This is a genomic window from Geodermatophilaceae bacterium NBWT11 (genome assembly GCA_014218215.1).
Lineage (GTDB): Bacteria > Actinomycetota > Actinomycetes > Mycobacteriales > Geodermatophilaceae > Klenkia.
Map to the genome: position 1 here is coordinate 205,625 of CP043652.1, position 23,253 is coordinate 228,877.

Here is a 23,253-nt window from a genome sequence, read left to right on the forward strand (position 1 = left end):
TTCTCAGATCGGAGCGGCTCGATGAGCGCGGACAGCAGCGGGTACACCGGCGACGTCGAGGTGGGCGGGCCCCCCGCGACCCGGGTCCTGCCGGGGCTGACGATCGCCAAGCTGGCGGTCAGCGAGATGGCCAACAACGCCTACCTGCTCACCGACGAGGCGACCGGCGACTCGGTGCTGGTCGACGCGGCCGCCGACCCCGCGGCGCTCCAGGCGTTCATCGGCGACGCGCGGGTCACCGCCGTCGTCACCACGCACGGGCACTGGGACCACCACCGGGCGCTGCCCGAGGTGGTCGCGGCCAGCGGCGCCGTGACGATGGCGCACCCGGCCGACGCCGCCGACCTGCCGGTCCCGGTGACCCACCCGGTCGAGCACGGCGACACCGTCGCCGTGGGCGACCAGGTGCTGGAGGTCGTGCACCTGCGGGGGCACACCCCCGGGTCGGTCGCCCTGGTCTGGCGGGGCGGCGAGGGTGCCGGCACGCACGTGTTCACCGGCGACAGCCTCTTCCCCGGCGGTGTGGGCAACACCCAGCAGGACCCCGAGCGCTTCGCCCAGCTCGTCGACGACGTCGAGGAGCGGCTGTTCGGCACGCTCCCCGACGACACCTGGGTCTACCCGGGGCACGGCTCGGACACCACCATCGGCGCCGAGCGCCCGCACCTCGCGGAGTGGCGCGCCCGCGGCTGGTGAGCCCGCCGCGGGCGCGCGCCATCCTCAGGCCCGGTGCTGCCGGTACCAGCCGATCAGCGCCTTCGTGGAGGAGTCCTGCGCCTGCAGGGCCTCGTCGTCCCCGGTGAGCGCCGGGGCGATCTGCAGCGCGAGCTGCTTGCCCAGCTCCACGCCCCACTGGTCGAAGCTGTCGATCCCCCAGACCGCGCCCTGGGTGAAGGTGACGTGCTCGTAGAGCGCGATGAGCTGGCCCAGCACCGACGGGGTCAGCGCCGCGGCCATGATCGAGGTCGTCGGCCGGTTGCCGGAGAACACCCGGGCCGCGACGACGTCCTCGGCCGTGCCCTCGGCCCGGACCTCCTCGGCGGTCTTGCCGAAGGCCAGCGCCTTGGTCTGGGCGAAGAAGTTGGCCAGGAAGAGGGCGTGCACGTCGGCGTCGCCGTCGACCAGCGGGTGCTCGGGGGTGGCGAAGGCGATGAAGTCGGCCGGGATCAGCCGGGTGCCCTGGTGGATCAGCTGGTAGAACGCGTGCTGGCCGTTGGTGCCGGGCTCGCCCCAGAACACCTCGCCGGTGTCGGTGGTGACCGCCTCGCCGTCCCAGCGCACGGACTTGCCGTTGGACTCCATCGTCAGCTGCTGCAGGTAGGCCGGGAACCGGTGCAGGTACTGGCTGTAGGGCAGCACGGCGTGGGTCTGGGACCCCAGGAAGTTGACGTACCAGACGTTGAGCAGCCCCATGAGCAGGGGCACGTTGCGCTCCAGCGGCGTCGTCCGGACGTGCTCGTCGACGGCGTGGAAGCCGGCCAGGAACTCGGCGAACCGCTCGGGGCCGATCGCGACGACCACCGAGGTGCCGATGGCGGAGTCCACCGAGTACCGGCCGCCGACCCAGTCCCAGAACCCGAACGCGTTGTCGGTGTCGATCCCGAAGTCGGCCACCTTCTCCAGTGCGGTGGAGACCGCGACGAAGTGCTTCGCGACGGCGGACCGGCGCTCGTCGTCGGAGTCCGGGACCGCGAGGCCGTCCCACAGCCACTGGCGCGCCAGCCGGGCGTTGGTGAGGGTCTCCAGGGTGCCGAAGGTCTTGGACGCGACGACGAACAGCGTCGTGGCGGGGTCGAGGTCCTTGGTCGTCTCGGCCAGGTCGGTGGGGTCGATGTTGGAGACGAACCGGCACTCCAGCCCGTCCTGCACGGACGCCTTGAGCGCCTCGTAGACCATCACCGGGCCGAGGTCCGAGCCCCCGATGCCGATGTTCACCACGGTGGCGATCGGCTGCCCCGTGACCCCGGTCCACTCCCCGGAGCGGACCTTGCGGGCGAACGCGTAGACCTTGGCGAGCTCGGCGTGCACGTCGGTGTCGACGTCCTGGCCGTCGACGACCAACGGGGGCTGCATGCCCTCGGGACGGCGCAGCGCGGTGTGCAGCACCGCGCGGTCCTCGGTCACGTTCACGTGCTCACCGGCGAAGGTCGCCTGCAGCCGGTCCAGCACGCCGGTCTGCTCGGCGAGCTCACGGAGGAGGCCCAGGGTCTCGTCGATGACCAGGTTCTTGGAGAGGTCGACGTGCAGGTCGGCGACGTCCAGGGTGAGCCGCTCGGCGCGGCCCGGGTCGTCGGCGAACCAGCCGCGCAGATCGGGGCTCTGCGCGTCCCGGTGGGCCTGCAGGGCCGACCAGGCGGCGGTCGTGGTCGGGTCGTGCGAGGCGGCAGCCACGTGGAGCTCCAGGGAGGTCGGGGATCGTCGTCCCCGACGCTAGGGCAGCCCCGGGTCAGCCGCGCGAGCGGCTGGAGCCGGTGGCCGTCCCGCGGGCGCCGGTGGCCGTGCGGAGGTCGCGCTGGATCTGCCGCAGCAGCCGGAGCTGCTCGTCGACGTCGGCGGCGAGCTCCTCTTGCTCCTCGTGGGTGAAGTCGTCGTGCGTGCGGATCACGACCGCGGCGATCCGGCCGACGATGACGCCGATCCCGATGATCCCGGCGAACATCGTCACCACGGCGATGACCCGGCCCGGCACCGTGGCCGGGGAGAGGTCGCCGTACCCCACCGTCGTGGTGGTGGTGAAGGCCCACCACACCGAGTCCCCGAAGCCCCAGCCCTCCACCCGGCTCACCCCGAGCGCGGAGGCGAGCACCGAGGTCAGGTAGACCCCGATCGCCAGCGGCGTGCGGTTGGCGCAGGCGATCAGCCCGTTCACGAACCTGCTCATCTCGTCACCCTCATCCCTGGTAGCCCTGCCGCATGTCCTCGACGATCCGGGGTCGGTCCAGCGTGCTGGGCTCCAGTCGCTGCGGCGCCCGGTCGGCGGGGAAGACCCCGGCGGCCTCCAGCACGGCGGCGTCGAGGAAGCGGGTCGGCGGGAGCCGGTCCGACAGCGCCAGCTCCGGCGCGACGTCCCCGGCCTGGGCGAGCACGAAGCCCCAGTCGCCGAAGCTGGGGACGTCGACGTGGAACGGGGTGCCGGTCAGCCCGGCGCTGTCCACGGTGCTCACCGTCCGCCAGTAGGCCGTCGGGGTGGAGTACGGGCTGCCGGCCTGCACGGTCACCAGCGCGCCCGGGGCCAGGACGCTGCCGACCAGGCCGTAGAACTCGGTCGAGTACAGCCGCCCGAGCGCCGGGGTGTCGGGGTCGGGCATGTCGACGACGACGGCGTCGAAGGGCTCCCCCGGAGCCTCGCGCAACCAGCTGAAGGCGTCCTCGACCACGACCTGCACCCGCGGGTCGTCCAGCGCGTGGGCGTTGAGGCCGGCCAGCCGGGTGCGGGCCAGCTCCAGGACGGCGGGGTCCAGCTCGACCTGCACGACCTCCTCGACCGAGGGCGCCCGCAGCACCTCACGGGCGGCCAGTCCGTCCCCACCGCCCAGGACCAGCACCCGCCGCGGGTCGCGGGCCAGCACCGGGTGCACCAGGGACTCGGTGTACCGGTGCTCGTCGACGCTGGAGAACTGCAGGTCGCCGTCCAGGTAGAGCCGGACGTCGTCGCCGCGCTGGGTGACCACGACGTCCTGGTACTGGGAGCGCTCGGCGGCGACCACCGGGTCGTCGTACAACCGCTGTCGTGCGCCGACCTCGATGTCCTCGGCCTGCCAGAGGAGCGCGCCGAGCAGGGTGGCCGCCGCGAGCAGGGCCCCGGTCGCCGTCCGGCGGGCCCGGGGGGTGAGCTGGTGGCGCAGGAGCACGGAGGCGACGACGGCGGCCGCGACGAGGTTGACCAGTCCGGTGAGCGCCGCCCCGCGCACCTGTCCGGCCAGCGGCAGCAGCAGGAACGGCCAGGCCAGGCCGCCGAGCAGCGCCCCGGCGTAGTCGGCGGCGTTGAGGTCGGCCAGCAGGCGTCCGCTGCCCTCGGCGTCCACCCCGTCGGCGTCGCGCTGGAGCAGGGTCATCAGCAGCGGCACCTCGGCGCCGACGAGCACGCCGATGACCGCGGTGCCCAGGACGAGCACCGCACCGCTGGCCCCGTAGAAGCTGAACGTCACGTAGAGGGTGACGGCGGACAGCCCGCCGACCACGCCCAGCAGGATCTCCACGGCCACGAAGGTCGCCGCGGCGTGCCCCAGCAACGGCTTGACCAGCAGCGCACCCACCCCGAGCGCGGCCACGAACCCGGCCACGATCAGCGAGGTCTGGGTGATCCCGCCCCCGGCCAGGCTGGCCGACAGGGTGAGCAGGACGAGCTCGTAGACCAGCCCGCAGGCGGCACAGACGGCGACGGCGGCCAGCAGCAGGGGCCGGTACCAGCGCACCGGCCGGACCGTCTCCCGCTCGAGCACCGCCACGGTCAGCTCAGGAGAGCGCGGCGGCGTTGACGACGCCGATGGCGAACAGGCTGGCCGCGACCGCCCAGGCCGCGCCGCTCATCCGCTCCTCGTCGACGATGGCCCGCAGGTGTCCGGGCACGAACGCGTCGAGCACCCGCAGCGCGACGGCCTGCAGCACCACCCCGAGGACGCCGTACACCGCGGAGTCGACCAGGCCCTGGAGCAGCTCGTCGGAGCTCGTCATGATCGAGGTGGTCACGATGACGGCCAGCGCCAGGTGGTTGGCCCCCAGCAGGATCGCCGCGTTGGGCTTGCGGTCGGTGTAGACCTGCTTGCGCAGGTTGCCCGGCGTCAGCAGGTCCAGGGCCAGGAAGCCCAGGCCGAGGACGGCGATGCCGACGACGAAGTAGAGCAGCGTGGCGACGACGCCGTCGCCGAGCTCGCTGCCGTCCAGGGATCCGAAGGTCACGGGGCGCTCCTGCTGTCGGGGGTGCGGTGGGTGGTCACTTGCCGTCTCCGGGGCCGCCGTCGCCGCCGCCGGAGGCCGGCGACCCCGGCCGGAAGCCCGAGCCCAGGAACGCGTAGTAGCCGCTGCTGTACCGGCCGTCGACGTCCTCGACCCGGACGGTGCTGCCGTCCGTGGCGGTGGAGACGATGACGATGTCGTCGTCGTAGCGCAGGTACTCCGCGCCGCCGTCGCTCTGTCGCGCCGCCGGTGGGGCCGCCTCGGCGATGTCGGCGGTGGTGGTGCCCACCGGGTCCGGGGAGGAGAAGCTCTCGCCGTCGGAGTCGCTGCCGGTGGACGTGTAGGTGTCCCGGATGAAGCTCTCCGGGCTGCCGCCGGACCCGCAGCCGGCCAGCACCAGGGCCGCGGTCAGGAGGGCTGCCGGGAGGACGCGTCGGGTGCTCATGCCGGGCTCCAGTCGCTGTGGGTGGTGACGACGTCGCTGGTCCCGGCGCCGGGGTACAGGTGCCAGGTCCGCCAGGTCCAGCCGGTCGCCGTCGCGGCACCGGTGAGGGCGGTGAGCGCGGCCGCGTGGCCGGGGAAGGCCGCGACCAGCCAGTCGGACCGGCCGGCCGCCCGGGTGCGGAGATCGGCCACCCGGTCGGCCAGCTCGGCGGTGGGCACCTGCTCCACGGTCGACGTGAAGCGGTACCCGCGGCGGTCGGCGCGGCCGGGCAGCGGGTCGCCGCCGTCGGCCACCGCGTCGCAGGAGACCTGCTCGGTGCGGGTGGCGCCGTCCCGGCGGGCGGTGACCACGTGCGAGGCGCCCAGCACGGTGAGCACCAGCTCCCCGCCCCGGCCGTCGGACAGCGTGGTCGACGCGAGCCCGGGCGGTGCCGGGGCGTCCAGCAGCAGCCCGAGCGCCGAAGCGGCGACGTCGCGGGTGGGGACGGCGAGGTCCAGCGCCGTCACGAGCCGGGCTGGGCGTGGTAGACGGTCAACTCGGCAGGCGTGACCCGGCGGCCGGTGGAGACCTCCCACGACTGGGTCGGCGCCCAGCGCTCGAAGGCGAGCAGACCGGTCTTGTCGCGGGTGGCGTAGTCGGCGTAGTCGACCGTGCCGGTGGGCGGCGTCCCGGTGGTGCCCTCCGAGCGGAAGGCGGCCTGGCCGCGCTCGACCTGCCGGTGCACGACGTCGTTGACGACCACGTCGCCCCCGGGCACCAGGTCGGTGCCCTCCACGCGCTGCCACAGGGTGAGCTCGAGGTCGCCCTCGTCGTCCTCCACGGTGAGCCAGCGGCGACCGGTGGAGCCGTCGAGCAGGTGCTCGTACCAGCTCACGCCGCCCTCGGTCATGGTGATCGTGCCGCGCACGACGTGGTCGATCCCGGCGTAGGTGATCACGTCGGCCACGCCGATCTTCATCGGGTCCCAGGTGTCGGGCTGGTCGGCCAGCGGGTCGACCCGGCCGGGCGCGGGACGACGGGTCCGCCGGCTGCGCAGCACCAGCACCGCGATGACGGCCACCGCCGCGATCAGCAGCACGACGAGCAGGAACTCGGTCACCGGGAGGTCCTCCAGCAGGTCGACGACGGGCCGACCGAGACCGTAGCGAACCCCAACAGCGGGCTCACAGCGGGTGCCCAGCCCGTCACCGGGTCAGAACTGCACCCCGCGGGTCAGGGCCCCGTCGACGACCAGGTTGGTCCCGGTGGTGAAGCTGGACACCGGGCTGGCCAGGAAGACCACGGCGGCGGCCATCTCCTGCGGGGTGCCCATCCGGCCGGTCGGGTTCAGTGCCAGGGAGCTGGCGTACAGGTCGGGCTGGCCCTCCTGGATCTGCTCCCACACGCCGCCCGGGAACCAGGTGTTGCCCGGCGAGACGGTGTTCGCCCGGATGCCCTCGCCGGCCAGCTGGAAGGCCAGGCCCTGTACGTAGTGCACGATCGCGGCCTTCATCACCCCGTAGGGCCCGGCCGTGAAGTCCACCTCGCGCCCGGAGACGCTGGAGATCGCCACCAGCGCCGCGGACGAGGAGGCCCGCAGGTGCGGCAGCGCCGCCGTGGCCAGCCGGACCGTGCCCATCAGGTCGGTCTGGAACGAGGCCTGCCAGTTCTCCTCGGTGTCGGGGATGGCCAGCGCGCTCACGTTGGCCACCACCACGTCGATGCCGCCCAGCCGGCCCGCGGCGGCCTCGACCCAGGCGGTGAGCGCCGGGCCGTCGGCGACGTCCAGCGGGGTGCCGGTGGCGCCCAGCTCGGCCGCGGTGGCCGCGACGACGGCGGCGTCCCGGGCGCAGAACTCCACCCGGGCCCCCTCGGCCAGGAAGGCCTCGACGACGGCGCGGCCGATGCCGCGGGTGCCGCCGGTGACGAGCACGCGGGAGCCGGTGAGCTGCAGGTCCACGGTGGTTCCTCTCGGGGTGGGGTCAGAGCCGGACCGCGCGGGCGCGCAGGTCGGCGTGCAGTCCGTCGTAGGCGCGGGCGGGCGGCAGCAGCGCCTTGGCCGCCTTGACCACCGAGGAGTAGTTGGCGTCCACGACGTTGGCGATCGGCGCCTCGGAGATCTGGGAGAGCAGCTGGTAGGCGTCCATCACGTCCAGGCCGAACAGCTCGACGAACCAGTGCACGAGCTGGCTCTGCCCGATCCGCCAGGCGTCCTCCAGCGGGCGGGAGGAGCCGATGGTCATCCAGTGCGTGTCGTCCTCGACCCGGGGCCAGGCGGGTCCGCCGGCCGAGGCCGCGCCCTTGACCAGCTCGACGATCACCGTGGTGGTCATCGCCCCCTCGACGGCGGTGCCGCAGGCCTCGCCCTCGCCCTGGCGGTAGTGCCCGTCCCCCAGGCTGAACAGCGCACCCGGCACGTTGACCCGCAGGTAGCAGGTGGCCCCGGCGCGCATCTGGGGCGTGTCGGTGTTGCCGCCGAAGGCGTCGGGCACCAGGGAGCTGCGCACCTCGCCCCCGGCCGGGGCCACCCCGACGGTGCCGAGCATCGTGTTCACCGGCAGCTCCACCCGGAAGTCGCCGCGCTTGGCCACGAAGCCCACCGTCCCGGCCGCCCGGTCCAGCTCGTACACCCAGGTCAGGTCGGGCAGCGGCGCCTGCAGCATGGCGGTGCGCTCGGTGGAGGTGAGCCCGCCGAAGAACGGCATGACGGCGCTGACGCCGAAGTCCCGGGCCGGCTCCATGGACACGAAGTGCAGCGCCAGGGTGTCCCCCGGCTCGGCGCCCTCGACCCAGAACGGACCGGTCTGCGGGTTGACCGCGGACAGGTCGACCTTCTCGCTGGAGACGTCGGTGCCGGCCCGCAGGGCGCCGGAGAACGCGTCGTCGGACCACAGCCGCAGCACCGTGCCCGGGGCGACCCGGGCCAACGGGGCGACCCCGCCGAAGGTGAAGGCGTACTGCTCGAACGACGGGGTGATCTCGACGACGTCCATGCCGGCACCGTAGGGCCGGGGTGTGACACCCGCGTTGCGGTGCCTCAGCGCACCCGGGTGGCCTCGACGGCCAGCGGCTCCCCCGGGTCCCGGGTGCTCCCTGCCGGCAGGGCCGCCGCCGAGGTGTTCTGCGACGTCGGCAGCCAGCGGCCCCACCAGCGCAGCACGTGCTCCAGGCGGGCCCGGCGGTGCGAGGGCCGCCCGCTGCGGGACAGCTCGTGCCCCTCACCGGGGAACAGCAGCAGCTCGGTGGGCACCCCGCGGCGCTTGAGCTCCACGAAGAGCCGGGTGCCCTGCTCGAGCGGGCAGCGCCAGTCCTCCTCGGAGTGCACGACCATCGTCGGGGTGGTGATCCGGTGGGCCCCGGCCATCGGGGACTGCGCCGCGATCCGCTCGGGGTCGGTGCCCACGTACTGGTCGGCGAAGAAGAACCCGATGTCCGACGAGCCGACGAAGCTCACTGGGTCGTTGAACGCCCGTTCGCTGATCGCGGCGGCGAAACGCTGGGTGCGCCCGATGAGCAGCGTGGTCATGAACCCGCCGTAGGAGCCGCCCATGACCCCCACCCGGCCGTCGTCCAGGTCGGGCTCCTGCAGCGCCTCGTCGAGGAAGGCGACCACGTCGTCGGCGTCCAGCTCCCCCATCCGCTCCTTGACCGCCCGGCCGTGCTCCTGGCCGTAGCCGGAGGAGCCGCGGGGGTTGCACTGCAGCACCGCGTAGCCGGCCTCGACGTAGGCCTGCGTCTCGTCGAACAGCGTCCAGCCGTACTGGCTGAACGGCCCGCCGTGCACGGTGAGCAGCACCGGGTGGGGGCCCGGCCCGGCCGGGGTGGTGATCCAGCCGTGCACCGGGTAGCCGTCGGGCGCGGTCGCGGTCTTCTCCCGCATCCGGTGCAGCCGCCCGGTGGCCTGCAGCTGCGCACCGAACCCGGTGAGCAGCCGGCGGCGGCCGGGGGTGATGGCCAGCAGCTCCCCCGCCGAGCGGTCGTGCCCCACGGTGGCGACGACGACGCGACCGCCCACCGCCACCCCGGACACCGTGAAGGGCCCGTCGACCAGCGGCTCGGGGTCACCGCCGGCCAGCGGCACCCGCAGCAGCTCGACCGCACCCTGCTTCTGGACGGCGACGAAGGCGGCCCCGTCGGCGACCACCACGCGGCCGAAGTCGTGGCCGAGGTCGTGCCACTCGGGGTCGAGCAGCGGCTCGGGGAACCCGCCGGCGGCGCTGACCTTGCACAGCGTGGTGTTCCGGCCGACGAAGTCCAGGCCGTCGGGGCCGAGGTCGGGCTGGGCGGCCAGGTAGAGCGTGCGGCCCTCGAGGTCGCCCGGGTCGTAGGTGGGCGCGGAGACCGACGACCGGCTCTCGGTGACCCGGCGCAGGTGGCTGCCGTCGGGGCGGACCGCGTAGACGTCGGTGACCAGGTCCCGGTCGGCGCGGGCGTGCCGGGCGGAGACGAAGACCAGCTCGGTGCCCGCCGGGTGCCAGGCCACGTCGCTGTCGTCGTGGTCGCCCGAGGTCACCTGCACCGGGGGGGCCGGCTCGACCGCGTCGTCGTCACCGTCTTGCGGCAGGTCGAGGACGAAGACGTGCTGGCGGCGGTCGGTGGTGAAACCCAGGTCGTCGGCCCGGTACTTCAACGTGGTGATCAGCCGGGGCGGCTCGGCCGCGGCGTCGACGCCGTCGGCGGTGCCGTAGCGACCCGCGGCGGGCACCCGGCAGGTGTAGGCGATGTGCCGGGAGTCCGGGGACCAGACCGGCGCGCCGGCACCGAGCGGGTGGTCGGTGAGCCGACGGGCCTCGCCGCCGCCGGTGGGCAGCACGTGCAGCTGGGGTCGGCCGCCGCTCTCGGCACCGAGGAAGGCCAGCCACCGGCCGTCCGGGGAGAACCGGGGCGCGGAGTCGCGGTGGCCGTGGGTCAGCGGGCGGGCCGGCGTGCCGCCGTCGGTGGCGACGGCCCACAGCTGACTGCGGTACTCGTCGGCGTCGAGGTCCAGCCGGGTGACGGCGACGACGGCGGTGGCACCGTCCGGGGACACGGTGGCCGTGCCGGGGGTGCGGAGCAGGGCGAGGTCGGACGGCCGCATGGCGCAGACGCTAACCCAGCAGGCAGGTGCTTAGCAGGGGTCAGGGTCCTATGGTCACCCCATGACGCGACGGGTGTTCACCGGTGGACTGGTCCTCGACGGCACGGGCTCCCCCGCCGCCCCCGCGGACGTCGCGGTGCAGGACGGCCGGGTGGTGGAGGTCGGCACCGGCCTGGACGGCGACGAGACCGTGGACTGCACCGGCGCGACCGTGCTGCCGGGCCTGTTCGACTGCCACGTGCACGTGCTGATGAGCGGTGTGGACACCCTGCGCCAGCTGCAGACCCCCTACAGCCAGGTGTACTTCGAGGCGGTCCGCAACCTGCGGCGCACCCTCGCGCTGGGCATCACCTCGGTGCGCGACGCCGCCGGGGCCGACCTCGGGGTGGCCGAGGCCGTCCGCACCGGGCTGGTGCGCGGTCCGCGGATGCAGATCTCGCTGGCCATGATCAGCCAGACCGGCGGGCACGCCGACGACTGGCACGTCTGCGGCGCCGAGACGCCGCTGCTGCCGCCCACCCCCGGCCGGCCGGACGGCGTCTGCGACGGGCCCGAGGAGGTGCGCCGCACGGTGCGGCTGCTGGTCCGTGCCGGGGCCGACGTGCTCAAGGTGGCCACCAGCGGCGGTGTGCTGTCCCCGCGGGACGACCCGCGGCACGCGCACTTCCGCCCGGCCGAGCTCGCCGTGCTGGTCGAGGAGGCCACCGCCGCGGGACTGGCGGTGATGGCGCACGCCCAGGGCGCCGACGGGATCAAGAACGCCGTCCGGGCCGGGATCCGCTCGATCGAGCACGGCATCTTCCTCGACGACGAGGCCATCGAGCTCATGCTCGAGCACGGCACCTGGCTGGTGCCCACGCTGTCGGCACCCCGCGCGGTGCTGGCCGCCGTCGCCGCCGGGGCGGCGCTGCCGCAGGCCGTGATCGACAAGGCCGTCGCGGTGCAGGCCACCCACGACGAGTCGGTGGCGCGTGCCCACGCCGCCGGGGTGCGCATCGCGATGGGCACCGACTCGGGGGTGGGTCAGCACGGGGACAACCTGGGCGAGCTGCAGCTCATGGCCGACCGCGGCATGACCACCGAGGAGGTCTGGCACGCCACCACGCTGTCGGCGGCCCGGCTGATGCGGGTCGACGACGAGCTGGGCTCGCTCGAGCCGGGCAAGCGGGCCGACGTCGTCGTCCTGGACGGCGACGCCGCGGACCTCACCGGCCTGGCCGGCCGGGTGCGTGAGGTGTGGCAGGACGGCGAGCGGGTGGTGCACGGCGGCCGGGTCGCCGACCCGGCCGCCTGAGCCGTTACTGCTGGTCGCGCGCCCGGGCCGCCCGGGACTCGGCCTCGGCGCGGGCGCTGTCCTCGCCGGGCTCACCGGTGGGCTGGCCCTCGGGGTCGACCCCGGTGCCCTCGGCGGGGGGCAGCTGGCCGCGGGTCTTGAGCAGGGAGGCGACGGTGGCGATGACCAGCACGCCGAGGATGACCGCCAGCGACAGCCAGATCGGGATCTCCGGGACCGCCTCGATCGGCTCGCCGCCGTTGATGAACGGCAGCGTGTTCTCGTGCACCGCCTCGAGGACCAGCTTGACCCCGATGAAGGCCAGGATCACCGCGAGGCCGTAGGACAGGTAGACCAGCCGCTTGAGCAGCCCGCCGAGCAGGAAGTACAGCTGCCGCAGGCCCATGAGGGCGAAGACGTTGGCGGTGAAGACGATGAACGCCTCGCGGGTCAACCCGAAGATGGCCGGGATGGAGTCCAGCGCGAAGAGCAGGTCCGTCGTCCCCAGCGCGAGGAAGACCACGATCATCGGGGTGAAGAGCTTCTTGCCGCCCTTCTCCACCCGGATCTTGTTGCCGTGGAAGTCCGCCGTCATCGGCAGGACCTTCTTCAGCCGCCGGATGAGGGCGTTCTCCTCGTAGTCCTCCTCCTCGCCGTGGTTCCGCACCAGGTTGATCGCGGTGTAGACCAGGAACGCGCCGAAGATGTAGAAGACCCAGGTGAACCGCTCGATCACCGCGGCGCCGAGCAGGATGAAGATCCCGCGCAGCACCAGGGCGATGATGATCCCGACCATCAGGACCTCTTGCTGCAGCTTCCTGGGCACCTTGAAGCGGGCCATGATGATCACGAAGACGAAGAGGTTGTCCACCGACAGCGAGTACTCGGTGAGCCAGCCCGCGTAGAACTGGGTCGCGAAGTCCCCGTTGGTGACCACCAGCAGCACCAGGCCGAACAGCAGGGCCAGGGCGATGTAGAACGTCACCCAGATGCTGGCCTCCCGCACCGAGGGTTCGTGCGGACGACGGGCAACGAGGGCGAGGTCGGCCAGCAGCAGGACGGTGAGTCCCACGAACGTGCCGATCTCGAACCAGACCGGGAGCTCCACGTCCGGGCACACTACGGCGCTCGTTGGCCGGTGCACCCGGTCCCCCCGTGACGTCTACGACCAGAAGTGCCCGGGACGCCGACAGGCCCGCCGGACGACGTCCGACGGGCCTGTGCTGGGTGGTGCGGGGGTCAGCGCTGGCTGCCGCCCCCGGTGACGTTCGCTCCGCGGGCGGAGGGCGGACCGTCGGCCGGGGTGGCGTCCGGGCTGCCGTCGCGGTCGCCCGGGCCCTGGACCTGGAGGCCGTCCTTCGTGGCCCCGGGGTCGCCGGCCGTCGTGGCGTGGCCCTTGCCGGCGGCCTCGTCCTTCTTGTTCTTCCGCAGGCTGAGCACCGTGGTGACGATCAGCGTGAGCAGGATGACCAGCAGGGAGAGCCAGGTCGGGATCTCCGGGATCACGGTGATGTGCTCGCCGCCGTTGATGAAGGGCAGCTCGTTGGTGTGCAGCGCGTGGATGACCAGCTTGATGCCGATGAACCCGAGGATGACGGCGAGGCCGTAGGCCAGGTACACGAGGCGGTCGAGCAGGCCGTCGATGAGGAAGAACAGCTGACGCAGGCCGAGCAGGGAGAACGCATTGGCCGCGAAGACCAGGTAGGTCTCCTGGGTCAGACCGAAGATGGCCGGGATCGAGTCGACGGCGAAGATGATGTCCGCGGTGCCGATGGCGATCAGCGCGATGAACAACGGCGTGATGTAGCGCTTGCCGTCGATCTTCGTGGTCATCCGGTCGGAGTGGTACTCCTCGGTCGTCGGCACGGCCTTGCGGACGAGCTTGAGGATCCCGTTCTCCTTGAACTCCTCCTCCTCGTCGTGGCCGCCGCTGCGGGCCTGCACGACGGCGGTGTAGATGAGGATCGCGCCGAAGAGGTAGAAGACCCAGCTGTAGTTCTCGATGGCCGCGGCACCGATGAAGATGAAGACGGTGCGCAGGACCAGCGCGAAGGCGATGCCGAACAGCAGCACCTTCTGCTGCAGTTCCCGTGGCACGCCGAAGCTGGCCATGATCAGCACGAAGACGAACAGGTTGTCGACGCTCAGTGCCTTCTCGGTGACGTACCCGGCGAAGTACTCACCGCCGAAGGTGCCGCCGGCGAAGACCAGGACGCCGAGACCGAACAGGATCGCGATGCCGACGTAGACGGCCGACCAGGTGGCCGACTCCTTGAGCGAGGGGGCGTGCGGGGTGCGTACGTGGCCGACGAAGTCGAAGACGATCATGCCGACGATCGCAGCGACGGTGACAGCCCACACCCAGATGGGGACGTCCAACGGTGGTTCCTCCGGTGAGTCTCAGAAGTGCACCGGAGGTCTCTCCCGCCGACCCGGGGGTCGACCGACAGCGCCGGAGGTCGATGGCGACCTCGTGTTGACGACAGCTGCCGCGGGGGATACTCCCCTCCACGTGAACCCGGGTATCGGCAGCAGGTGGCGCTTGCAAACGCCAACCAGTGCCCGTGCCGGACTCGAAGACGTGAACGACCCGGCCCCGCGCGGAGTTCCGGGTCAGGCGGTGGGCTGGCTCACCGGCAGGCGGAGCCGGAAGTGCGCCCCGGCGGTGGACGGCTCGCAGGTCACGTCCCCACCGTGTGCGCGGGCGTGCCCGCGGGCGATGGGGAGGCCCAGACCCGCTCCCCCGTCCCGGCTGCGCGCGGCGTCCAGCCGGACGAGCCGTTCGAACACCCGCTCGCGGTCGGCCTCGGGCACGCCCGGCCCGTCGTCGGTCACGTCGGCCACCGCGTCGGGACCCTCCCGGTGCACCGCGACCCGGACCCGCCCGTCCGGCCCGGCCGCCCGGACGGCGTTGCGCAGCAGGTTGTCCAGCACCTGGGCCACCCGGTCGGCATCGGCGGACAGCAGCACCGGGTGACCGGTGACCTGCACCGCTCCCCCGACCCGGCCGGCGACCGCCCGGGCCACGGCGGTCAGGTCGACGTCCTGCAGCGCGAGCTCGGGCGCGGCGCCGGCGTCCAGCCGGGCGACGTCGAGCAGGTCACCGACCAGCCGCGCGGACCGGCGCAGCTCCCGCACCGCCCCGGCCAGCAGCTCCTCCCGGCGTTCCCGGGGCGGGTCGCCGCGCAGCACGGTCTCCACCGAGGCCTGGACGGCGGCCAGCGGGGTGCGCAGCTCGTGGGCGGCGTCCCCGAGCAAGTCCCGCATGCCGGCCTCGGCCCGCCGGGCCTGCCGCTCGGCACCCTCCAGCTCGTCGAGCATGTCGTCGAAGGCGGCGGCGGTGCGGCCGAGCTCGGTGTGCGGCCGGTCCGGGCGCAGCCGACGGCCCCGGTCGCCCGAGGTGATCGACCGGGCCAGCCCGGTCATCCGCCCCAGCGGCCGCAGGCCCACCCCCACCGTGCCGCTGACCAGCGCCGCGGCCAGCAGCAGGGTCACAGCGGCGGCCACGGCCAGGACCCAGCGCAGCTGGGTGACCGCGTCGGTGATGGGACTCTGGTCGGCGACCAGGGTGATCCGGGCGCCGTCGGGCAGCTCCTCCTGGAGCACGTAGGCATCGCCGGTGTCCTGCACCTGGCCCGGGTCCGGGCGCGCCGCCGGTCCGCCGGGTCCCGGACCGCCGGCAGGACCGGCCGGCGGGTCGGGGATGCCGCCGACCTCCTCGCCGTCCGCGGTCTGCAGCAGGGCCTGGACGGTGTCCCCGGTGACCGCGGCGACGACCTGCTCGTCGGTGCGCCCCTGCTCGACCAGGGTGGCCGCGATCTCGGCCCGGTCGACCAGCCGGTCCCGCAGGTCGCTGCGCAGCTGGGCACCCAGCGCCAGGTCCACGGTCACCCCGAGGACGACCAGCAGCACCGCGAGCAGGGCCAGCACCAGCAGGCTCACCCGGCGGCGCAGCGACGCCGTCGCCAGTCCGTCCCCGCTCACGTCCGGACCGTGTAGCCCAGGCCGCGGACGGTGTGCACCACCCGCGGGCCGTGCGCCTCGAGCTTGCGGCGCAGGGCGCTCACGTGGACCTCGACCAGGTTGGGGTCGTAGTCCTCGTAGCCCCACACCTGGGTGAGGATCTGGGTCTTGCTCACCGTGCGGCCCCGGGCCCCCACCAGGTAGCCCAGCAACCGCAGCTCGGTGGCGGTCAGCTCGAGCCGGTGCCCGGCGCGGGTCGCCGTCCCGGCGGGCTCGTCGACCACCAGGTCGCCCACCTCGACGGCGCCGGGCCAGGCACCCCGGCGGTTGAGCACCGCGCGCACCCGGGCGACCAGCTCGGCCATCGCGAACGGCTTGACCAGGTAGTCGTCGGCTCCGGCGGCGAAGCCGGCCAGCCGGTCGGGCACCGCGTCCCGGGCGGTGAGGACGACGATGCCGGCGTCCCCCGCCGCCCGGACGTCTCCGGCCAGCGCCAGCCCGTCCCGCCCGGGCAGCATCACGTCGAGCACGACCAGGTCCGGGCGGAACCCGGCCAGGTCGGCGGCCAGCGTCGTCCCGTCGGCCCGCCCCTCGACCAGGCAGCCCTCCTCCGCCAGCGCGGTCACCACTCCCTCCCGGATCGCGGTCTCGTCCTCGACCACGAGCACCCGGGGTCGCGCTCTCTGCTCGGTCTGCACGGCAGCGATGGTGCCCCGCGCTCCCTGAAGGTGCGCTGAAGAACCGGTCCAGGGGCACTCGCTTCAGGGTGGGTTCAGGTCCGGCGCACACGGTGGGGACCAGCGCCGCTCCTCCGAGCGGCCCCCAGCACTGGAGGAACCGTGAACCGCTCCGCTCTCCCCACCACCCGCACCCGCCGCTGGACCGCCGGGGTCGTCGGCGGCGCCGTCGCCGGTGCGGTGCTGCTCGGCGGCGGGGTCGCCCTCGCCGACGGCGGCAGCTCCACCACCGAAGCCCCCACCACCGAAGCCCCCACCACCGAGGCGCCCGCCACCGACGCCCCGGCCGCCGGTGCCCCCGCTCCGGGTGACGGCCCCGTCGGCCCCGGTGCCGACGGCGAGCGACCCACCCCGCCGGCCGACGGCGAGGCCCCGACGCCCCCCGCCGACGGCGAGGCCCCCACACCCCCGGCCGACGGCGAGGCCCCCGCGGGCGGTCCGGCCGCCGGCGGCCCGGGCGCCGAGGGCGACCGGCTGGTCGGGACCGTCACGGCGGTCTCGGACTCCGCACTCACCCTGACCGACGACACCGGCGAGACCCACGAGCTCACCCTGACCGACGACACCCGCATCGGCGGCGGCCCCGGCGAGGAGGGGTCGGTCGCCGACCTCGCCACCGGCGACCGGGTCGAGGTCCGGGCCACCGACGGCACCGCCAGCGAGGTCCGCGAGGCCCTGGCCCACGTGGACGGCGTCGTCGTCTCCGTGGACGGCACCGACCTGACCGTGGTCACCACCCCCGGCCTGCACGTCGACGTGGACGCCGCGGCGCTGTCCGAGGTGCCCGCGGTGGGTGACGACGTGCACCTGAGCGGCACGGTCACCGACGACACCGTGGTCGCCACCGACACCGCCGTCGGGCCGCGATGACCGGCCCGCTCTGGGTCGACCTGGTCCTGCTGGCGCTCCTGGTCGCCGGCGCGGTCGCCGGCTGGCGGCGCGGGGGGCTGCGGCTGGCCGGGTCGGTGGCCGGGCTGGTCGTCGGCCTCGCCGTGGGGCTGGCCGTGGTGCCGGCACTCGCCGCCGACCTGACCGGCAGCACCGCCCGGCTCGTCGAGGTGGTCGGGGTCCTGCTGGTGGGCGCACTGGGCTCGGCACTGGGCCGTGGGCTCGGCGGCCTCCTGGCCACCGTGCTGGCCCGGCTCCACCTGTCGCTGCTGGACCGGGCGGCCGGCGCGGTCAGCGGGCTCGTGCTCGCCGCCGTGCTGGTGGGTGCCGGTCTGGCGCTGCTGTCCACCGGACCCGGCCCCGCCGGGGAGTGGCTGGCCACCGCCCGGGCCTCGCAGCTGGGGTCGGCGGCGACCGCGGTCGCGGACCAGGCGCTGACCCTGGTGCGGACGCAGGCACCGGGCCTCCCGGGCGGTGCCCGGTGACCTGGCGGGACGGCGACACCGCCGAGTTCCCCGCGGTGCCGGCCGGCCGGGAGCCCACCCACGTGGTGGGCCCCTGGGCGCTGGGCACCCGGGGCACCGACGACGACTGGGAGTACTGGCGCGACGCCGGCCCGGACCGGGACCCGGTGCGGGAGCCTGCGGCGCCGTCGGGGCGTCGGCGGCAACTGCTCGTCGGGTCGGCGATCGGCGCGGCCGCGCTGGCCCTGGTGGTGGGGGTCGCCGTCGGCGCCGGGGCCGCGATCAGCCCCGACGTCAGCAGCGCGGACCCCACGGTGAGCGTCTCGACGACCTCCCCCTCGGAGACGGACCCCACCGAGTCGGACCCCACCGAGTCGGACCCCACCGAGACGGACCCCACCGAGACGGACCCGGCTCCCGGGGACCCGGCGGACGACCCCGCCGCCGCGGACGAGGAGCGGCCCGGGCCGGGTGGTCCGGCCGACCCGGCGGACGGCCCTGAGGGTGGACCGCCGGCCGGCGGTCCGGCGGGTGGCCCCGCCGGTCCCGGCGGCTGACCCCGGACGCGACCGAGCCCCGGCCGGCACCCGTGGGTGCCGGCCGGGGCTCGTCCGTCGGGGTGTGCCCCGGCGTCAGGCGTGCGCCTGGTCGAACTGCCGCAGCTCCCGCTTCAGCTCGTTCAGCTCGTCGCGCAGGCGGGCGGCGACCTCGAACTGCAGCTCGCGGGCCGCGGAGAGCATCTGGTCGTTCATTTCGGTGATCATGTCGGCCAGCGCGGCCCGGGGCAGCCCCTCGACGTCGATCGACCCCGCCTTGGCCTTGCCCTTGGACTTCGAGGACAGCCCGGGGACCGGGGCCTTCCCCCGGGACTGCTGGCGACCGGACCCGCCGAACTGCTCGGTGGCGGCCTCGGCCTCCTCGCTGGCCTTGTAGATGCCGTCGAGGATGTCCACGATCTTCTTCCGCAGCGGCTGCGGGTCGACGCCGTGGGCGGTGTTGTAGGCGACCTGCTTCTCCCGGCGCCGCGAGGTCTCGTCGATCGCCTGGGCCATCGACGGGGTGATCTTGTCGGCGTACATGTGCACCTGGCCCGAGACATTGCGGGCGGCGCGGCCGATGGTCTGGATCAGCGAGGTGCCCGAGCGGAGGAAGCCCTCCTTGTCGGCGTCGAGGATCGCGACCAGGGACACCTCCGGGAGGTCGAGGCCCTCGCGGAGCAGGTTGATCCCGACCAGCACGTCGTACTCGCCCTGCCGCAGCTCGCGCAGCAGCTCGACCCGGCGCAGGGTGTCGACCTCCGAGTGCAGGTACCGCACCTTGATGCCCAGCTCGAGCAGGTAGTCGGTGAGGTCCTCGCTCATCTTCTTGGTCAGCGTGGTGACCAGGATCCGCTCGTCCTTCTCGGTGCGGGTGCGGATCTCGTGCACCAGGTCGTCGATCTGGCCCTTGGTCGGCTTGACCACGATCTCGGGGTCGACCAGGCCGGTGGGCCGGATGACCTGCTCGACGAACTCGCCCTGGGTGCGGCCCAGCTCGTACTTGCCCGGGGTGGCCGAGAGGTAGACGGCCTGACCGATGCGGTCGGTGAACTCCTCCCACTTCAGCGGGCGGTTGTCCATCGCCGAGGGCAGCCGGAAGCCGTGGTCGACCAGGGTGCGCTTGCGGCTCATGTCGCCCTCGTACATGCCGCCGATCTGCGGCACGGTCACGTGCGACTCGTCGATGACGAGCAGGAAGTCGTCCGGGAAGTAGTCGATGAGGCACGAGCCGGCGGTGCCGGCGCCACGGCCGTCGATGTGCCGGGAGTAGTTCTCGATCCCGGAGCAGAAGCCGACCTGGCGCATCATCTCGATGTCGTAGGTGGTGCGCATGCGCAGCCGCTGGGACTCCAGGAGCTTGCCCTGCTTGTCCAGCTCGGCCAGCCGCCCCTCGAGCTCGGCCTCGATGCCGCCGATGGCGCGTTCCATGCGCTCGGGGCCGGCGACGTAGTGCGTGGCCGGGAAGACGTAGAGCTCCTGGACCTCGCGGACGACCTCGCCGGTGAGCGGGTGCAGGTAGTACAGCCGCTCGACCTCGTCGCCGAACATCTCGATCCGGACCGCGAGCTCCTCGTAGACCGGGAACACCTCGATGGTGTCGCCGCGGACCCGGAACGTGCCGCGGGTGAAGGCCAGGTCGTTGCGGGTGTACTGCTCGGTGACCAGGGTGCGCAGCAGCTCGTCGCGGTCGCGCTCCTGGCCCAGGGAGATCTTCAGCGCCCGGTCGACGTACTCCTGCGGGGTGCCCAGGCCGTAGATGCAGGACACCGTGGAGACCACCACGACGTCGCGCCGGGTGAGCAGGCTCTGGGTGGCCGAGTGCCGCAACCGCTCCACCTCCTCGTTGATCGAGGAGTCCTTCTCGATGTAGGTGTCGGTCTGCGGGACGTACGCCTCGGGTTGGTAGTAGTCGTAGTAGGAGACGAAGTACTCCACCGCGTTGTTGGGCAGCAGTTCCTTGAACTCGTTGGCCAGCTGCGCGGCGAGGGTCTTGTTCGGCGCCATCACCAGGGTGGGCCGCTGCACCTGCTCGATCAGCCAGGCCGTGGTCGCCGACTTGCCCGTGCCGGTGGCACCCAGCAGCACGGTGTCCTTCTGGCCGGCGTTGACCGCGGTCGCCAGCTCCTTGATCGCCGTCGGCTGGTCACCCGAGGGCACGAACTCGCTGATCACCTCGAAGGTGCCCTGCGTGGGCTTCAGACCGGTCTTCGTCGTCACGCCCCGACGGTACGACGGGGGTACGACAGAAACCCGGCGACGACGTCCGGACCCCTCCCGGCACCCCTGGCCGGCACCCCGACGGGACGTCCCACCGACCCCAGGAGTGACGTGTGGGACGTAATTACACGGTTGTGACACACGGGGTGTGAAGACCCCGTCACAGGGGGTTGTGGGGCCGGGTGCCCAGCCCTAGCGTCGGTGGTGCAGGACGACGGGGACAGCGTCAGCCGCACCGAACGGCCCGGGCACGCACCGGGTACCGCGGGGCGACGACGAGATCCGGTACCACCCGGGACACCGGGCACGGCCGGACCCGCCCCTGCCCGACTCGAGGCCCTCCACGGACACCGTGGGGGGCCTCGTCGCGTCCCACCCGCAGACCGCCCGACCGGGCCGTGCGCGACGGCACGCACCGCACGCCCGGCGGACCGGGCCGGCTCTTGGCAGACTCCTCCCGACGACCGTGACCCGATCGTCGCGGCGGACGCGTGTCCCCCGCCTCGTCCGTGGGCACCGTCCGTGGGCACCGCAGCCCCGACCCGGTCACCGACCAGCCGCCCCCGGCGGCACCCCGCACGACCCGCAGGTCCCCGGACGTCCGGGAACCGCCCACAGCAGGAGGAACGCCACCACATGACCACCCAGGTCTGGCCCGGTACCGCCTACCCCCTCGGGGCGACGTTCGACGGCACCGGCACCAACTTCGCGATCTTCAGCGAGGTGGCCGAGAAGGTCGAGCTGTGCCTGTTCGACGACGACGGCACCGAGACCCGCATCCGCCTCCCCGAGATGGACGCCTTCGTCTGGCACGCCTTCCTGCCCGGCATCCAGGCCGGCCAGCGCTACGGCTACCGGGTGTACGGCCCGTACGACCCCGAGGCCGGGCTGCGCTGCAACCCGAACAAGCTGCTGCTGGACCCCTACGCCAAGGCGATCGACGGCGGCATCGACTGGGACCCCTCGGTCTTCGGCTACGACTTCGAGACCCAGGAGCGCAACGACGACGACTCCGCGGCGCACATGCCCAAGTCCGTCGTGGTCAGCCCCTACTTCGACTGGGGCACCGACCGCGCCCCGCGCACGCCCTACCACAAGAGCGTCATCTACGAGGCCCACGTCAAGGGCCTGACGATGACCCACCCGCGGGTCCCCGAGGAGCTGCGCGGCACCTACGCCGGCATCGCGCACCCGGCGGTCATCGAGCACCTCACCGACCTCGGCGTGACCGCGATCGAGCTCATGCCGGTGCACCAGTTCGTGCAGGACGACACCCTGCAGCAGAAGGGCCTGCGCAACTACTGGGGCTACAACTCCATCGGCTTCTTCGCCCCGCACGACGAGTACGCCAGCAACACCGACAACGGCATGCAGGTGCAGGAGTTCAAGGGGATGGTCCGCACCCTGCACGAGGCGGGGATCGAGGTGATCCTCGACGTGGTCTACAACCACACCGCCGAGGGCAACCACAACGGCCCGACGCTGTCGTTCAAGGGCATCGACAACCAGGCGTACTACCGCCTCGTCGAGGGCGACGAGCAGTTCTACATGGACTACACCGGCACCGGGAACTCCCTCAACGTGCGCCAGCCGCAGTCGCTGCAGCTGATCATGGACTCGCTGCGCTACTGGGTGACCGAGATGCACGTCGACGGCTTCCGCTTCGACCTGGCCTCGACCCTGGCCCGCGAACTGCACGACGTGGACAAGCTGTCGGCGTTCTTCGACCTGGTCCACCAGGACCCGATCGTCAGCCAGGTCAAGCTCATCGCCGAGCCCTGGGACGTCGGCGACGGCGGCTACCAGGTCGGCAACTTCCCCTCGCTGTGGACCGAGTGGAACGGCAAGTACCGCGACACCGTGCGCGACTTCTGGCGCGGCGAGGACGCCACGGTCGGTGAGTTCGCCAGCCGGATCACCGGTTCGGCCGACCTCTACCAGCACTCGGGACGTCGTCCGGTCGCCAGCATCAACTTCGTGACCGCCCACGACGGCTTCACCATCAACGACCTGGTCTCCTACAACGACAAGCACAACGAGGCCAACGGCGAGGGCAACAACGACGGCGAGAGCCACAACCGCAGCTGGAACTGCGGCGTCGAGGGCGAGACCGACGACGCCGAGATCCTCGCCCTGCGCGCCCAGCAGCGCCGCAACTTCATCGCCACCCTGATGCTCTCCCAGGGCGTCCCGATGCTGCTGCACGGCGACGAGCTGGGTCGCAGCCAGGGCGGCAACAACAACGGCTACTGCCAGGACTCCGAGCTGACCTGGATCGACTGGTCCGACGTCGACGAGGGCCTGGTCGAGTTCACCAAGCTGGTCACCCACCTGCGGCACGCGCACCCGACGTTCCGCCGTCGCCGGTTCTTCAACGGCCGTCCGGTCGGTCGCGGCGAGGGCGACCCGGTCCCCGACATCGCGTGGCTGACCCCGTCCGGTGAGCTGATGAGCGAGGAGGACTGGGACGCCCACTACGCCAAGAGCGTCGCGGTCTACCTCAACGGCAACGGCATCCGCTCGACCGACGAGCGCGGCGAGGCCGTGGTGGACGACTGCTTCATCCTGGCGTTCAACGCCTGGCACGAGGACATCGAGTTCACCCTGCCCTCCGACGAGTACGCCCCGACCTGGTCGGTCGTCGTGGACACCGCCGAGTTCGGCCCGGTGGACCCCAACGAGCACTCCGCCGGCGACGTCGTCACGGTCAAGGGCCGGGCCATGGTCGTCCTGCGCAGCGTCTCGTGACCACGGCCACGGGGGCACGGGAGCAGA

At 73.1% G+C, this 23,253-nt stretch carries 21 protein-coding genes; 6 read left to right on the top strand and 15 right to left on the bottom strand.

Annotated elements, in window-relative coordinates; translation table 11 throughout:
- Positions 1 to 21 precede the first annotated feature (21 nt).
- Positions 22 to 696, top strand: a complete 675-nt coding sequence (locus F1C76_00980) for an MBL fold metallo-hydrolase (GenBank protein ID QNG35367.1) — start codon at positions 22 to 24, stop codon at positions 694 to 696.
- Positions 697 to 720: 24 nt separating this feature from the next.
- Here F1C76_00980 and F1C76_00985 read toward each other — a convergent pair whose 3' ends face one another.
- The 10 genes from F1C76_00985 to F1C76_01030 all read right to left on the bottom strand — a co-directional run bounded on the left by F1C76_00985 (position 721) and on the right by F1C76_01030 (position 10,397).
- Positions 721 to 2,391 (bottom strand): glucose-6-phosphate isomerase, encoded by a 1,671-nt coding sequence (locus F1C76_00985; GenBank protein QNG35368.1) that lies wholly within the window; start codon positions 2,389 to 2,391, stop codon positions 721 to 723.
- A gap of 55 nt (positions 2,392 to 2,446) precedes the next feature.
- Positions 2,447 to 2,881 (bottom strand): two pore domain potassium channel family protein, encoded by a 435-nt coding sequence (locus F1C76_00990; GenBank protein ID QNG35369.1) that lies wholly within the window; start codon positions 2,879 to 2,881, stop codon positions 2,447 to 2,449.
- A 10-nt stretch (positions 2,882 to 2,891) separates the two neighbouring features.
- A complete protein-coding gene (locus F1C76_00995) occupies positions 2,892 to 4,454 on the bottom strand; it encodes a polyamine aminopropyltransferase (GenBank protein ID QNG35370.1) in 1,563 nt (520 codons plus the stop codon).
- Between the two features lies 1 nt (position 4,455).
- Positions 4,456 to 4,899, bottom strand: coding sequence for a DUF350 domain-containing protein (locus F1C76_01000; protein QNG35371.1), 444 nt, complete (start codon positions 4,897 to 4,899; stop codon positions 4,456 to 4,458).
- Positions 4,900 to 4,933: 34 nt separating this feature from the next.
- Positions 4,934 to 5,341, bottom strand: coding sequence for a DUF4247 domain-containing protein (locus tag F1C76_01005; GenBank protein QNG35372.1), 408 nt, complete (start codon positions 5,339 to 5,341; stop codon positions 4,934 to 4,936).
- Positions 5,338 to 5,847, bottom strand: coding sequence for a DUF2617 family protein (locus tag F1C76_01010; protein QNG35373.1), 510 nt, complete (start codon positions 5,845 to 5,847; stop codon positions 5,338 to 5,340). Before F1C76_01010 ends, F1C76_01005 begins: the two co-directional genes overlap by 4 nt.
- A complete protein-coding gene (locus tag F1C76_01015) occupies positions 5,844 to 6,440 on the bottom strand; it encodes a DUF4178 domain-containing protein (protein QNG35374.1) in 597 nt (198 codons plus the stop codon). The genes F1C76_01010 and F1C76_01015 overlap by 4 nt, the downstream gene beginning before the upstream one ends.
- 93 nt (positions 6,441 to 6,533) lie before the next feature.
- Positions 6,534 to 7,280 carry an SDR family oxidoreductase gene (locus tag F1C76_01020; protein ID QNG35375.1) on the bottom strand — a complete coding sequence of 249 codons (747 nt, stop codon included), beginning with the start codon at positions 7,278 to 7,280 and terminating at the stop codon, positions 6,534 to 6,536.
- 22 nt (positions 7,281 to 7,302) lie between these two features.
- Positions 7,303 to 8,313, bottom strand: a complete 1,011-nt coding sequence (locus F1C76_01025; GenBank protein QNG35376.1) for an acetamidase — start codon at positions 8,311 to 8,313, stop codon at positions 7,303 to 7,305.
- 44 nt (positions 8,314 to 8,357) lie between these two features.
- Positions 8,358 to 10,397, bottom strand: coding sequence for a S9 family peptidase (locus F1C76_01030; GenBank protein QNG35377.1), 2,040 nt, complete (start codon positions 10,395 to 10,397; stop codon positions 8,358 to 8,360).
- 61 nt (positions 10,398 to 10,458) lie between these two features.
- Here F1C76_01030 and F1C76_01035 point away from each other — a divergent pair, with 61 nt between their 5' ends.
- Entirely contained in the window at positions 10,459 to 11,691 is a 1,233-nt protein-coding gene (locus tag F1C76_01035) for an amidohydrolase family protein (protein ID QNG35378.1), read from the top strand.
- Positions 11,692 to 11,695: 4 nt separating this feature from the next.
- Here F1C76_01035 and F1C76_01040 read toward each other — a convergent pair whose 3' ends face one another.
- From F1C76_01040 to F1C76_01055, 4 genes are all read right to left on the bottom strand, one after another.
- Positions 11,696 to 12,778: a TerC family protein gene (locus tag F1C76_01040; GenBank protein QNG35379.1), complete on the bottom strand. Its 1,083-nt coding sequence runs from the start codon at positions 12,776 to 12,778 to the stop codon at positions 11,696 to 11,698.
- Between the two features lie 131 nt (positions 12,779 to 12,909).
- Complete coding sequence (locus tag F1C76_01045; protein ID QNG35380.1) at positions 12,910 to 14,049, bottom strand: TerC family protein; 1,140 nt, start codon at positions 14,047 to 14,049, stop codon at positions 12,910 to 12,912.
- 234 nt (positions 14,050 to 14,283) lie between these two features.
- The gene (locus F1C76_01050) at positions 14,284 to 15,654 is read right to left on the bottom strand and encodes a HAMP domain-containing histidine kinase (GenBank protein QNG35381.1); all 1,371 of its coding nucleotides are present in this window, start codon (positions 15,652 to 15,654) and stop codon (positions 14,284 to 14,286) included.
- Positions 15,651 to 16,340, bottom strand: a complete 690-nt coding sequence (locus F1C76_01055; GenBank protein ID QNG35382.1) for a response regulator transcription factor — start codon at positions 16,338 to 16,340, stop codon at positions 15,651 to 15,653. Before F1C76_01055 ends, F1C76_01050 begins: the two co-directional genes overlap by 4 nt.
- Positions 16,341 to 16,472: 132 nt before the next feature.
- Here F1C76_01055 and F1C76_01060 point away from each other — a divergent pair, with 132 nt between their 5' ends.
- Genes F1C76_01060 through F1C76_01070 form a run of 3 tightly spaced genes read left to right on the top strand, consistent with a single transcriptional unit; the run spans position 16,473 to position 18,279 of the window.
- The gene (locus F1C76_01060; protein QNG35383.1) at positions 16,473 to 17,240 is read left to right on the top strand and encodes a hypothetical protein; all 768 of its coding nucleotides are present in this window, start codon (positions 16,473 to 16,475) and stop codon (positions 17,238 to 17,240) included.
- On the top strand, positions 17,237 to 17,743 hold the full coding sequence (locus tag F1C76_01065) for a hypothetical protein (protein ID QNG35384.1): 507 nt from the start codon (positions 17,237 to 17,239) through the stop codon (positions 17,741 to 17,743). Before F1C76_01060 ends, F1C76_01065 begins: the two co-directional genes overlap by 4 nt.
- Complete coding sequence (locus F1C76_01070) at positions 17,740 to 18,279, top strand: hypothetical protein (protein QNG35385.1); 540 nt, start codon at positions 17,740 to 17,742, stop codon at positions 18,277 to 18,279. The genes F1C76_01065 and F1C76_01070 overlap by 4 nt, the downstream gene beginning before the upstream one ends.
- A 75-nt stretch (positions 18,280 to 18,354) precedes the next feature.
- Here F1C76_01070 and uvrB read toward each other — a convergent pair whose 3' ends face one another.
- Positions 18,355 to 20,478 carry an excinuclease ABC subunit UvrB gene (gene uvrB, locus F1C76_01075; GenBank protein ID QNG35386.1) on the bottom strand — a complete coding sequence of 708 codons (2,124 nt, stop codon included), beginning with the start codon at positions 20,476 to 20,478 and terminating at the stop codon, positions 18,355 to 18,357.
- A gap of 636 nt (positions 20,479 to 21,114) precedes the next feature.
- Between uvrB and glgX the strand changes: the two genes are divergently transcribed.
- Positions 21,115 to 23,226, top strand: coding sequence for a glycogen debranching protein GlgX (glgX, locus tag F1C76_01080; protein QNG35387.1), 2,112 nt, complete (start codon positions 21,115 to 21,117; stop codon positions 23,224 to 23,226).
- The last annotated feature ends 27 nt before the right edge of the window (positions 23,227 to 23,253 follow it).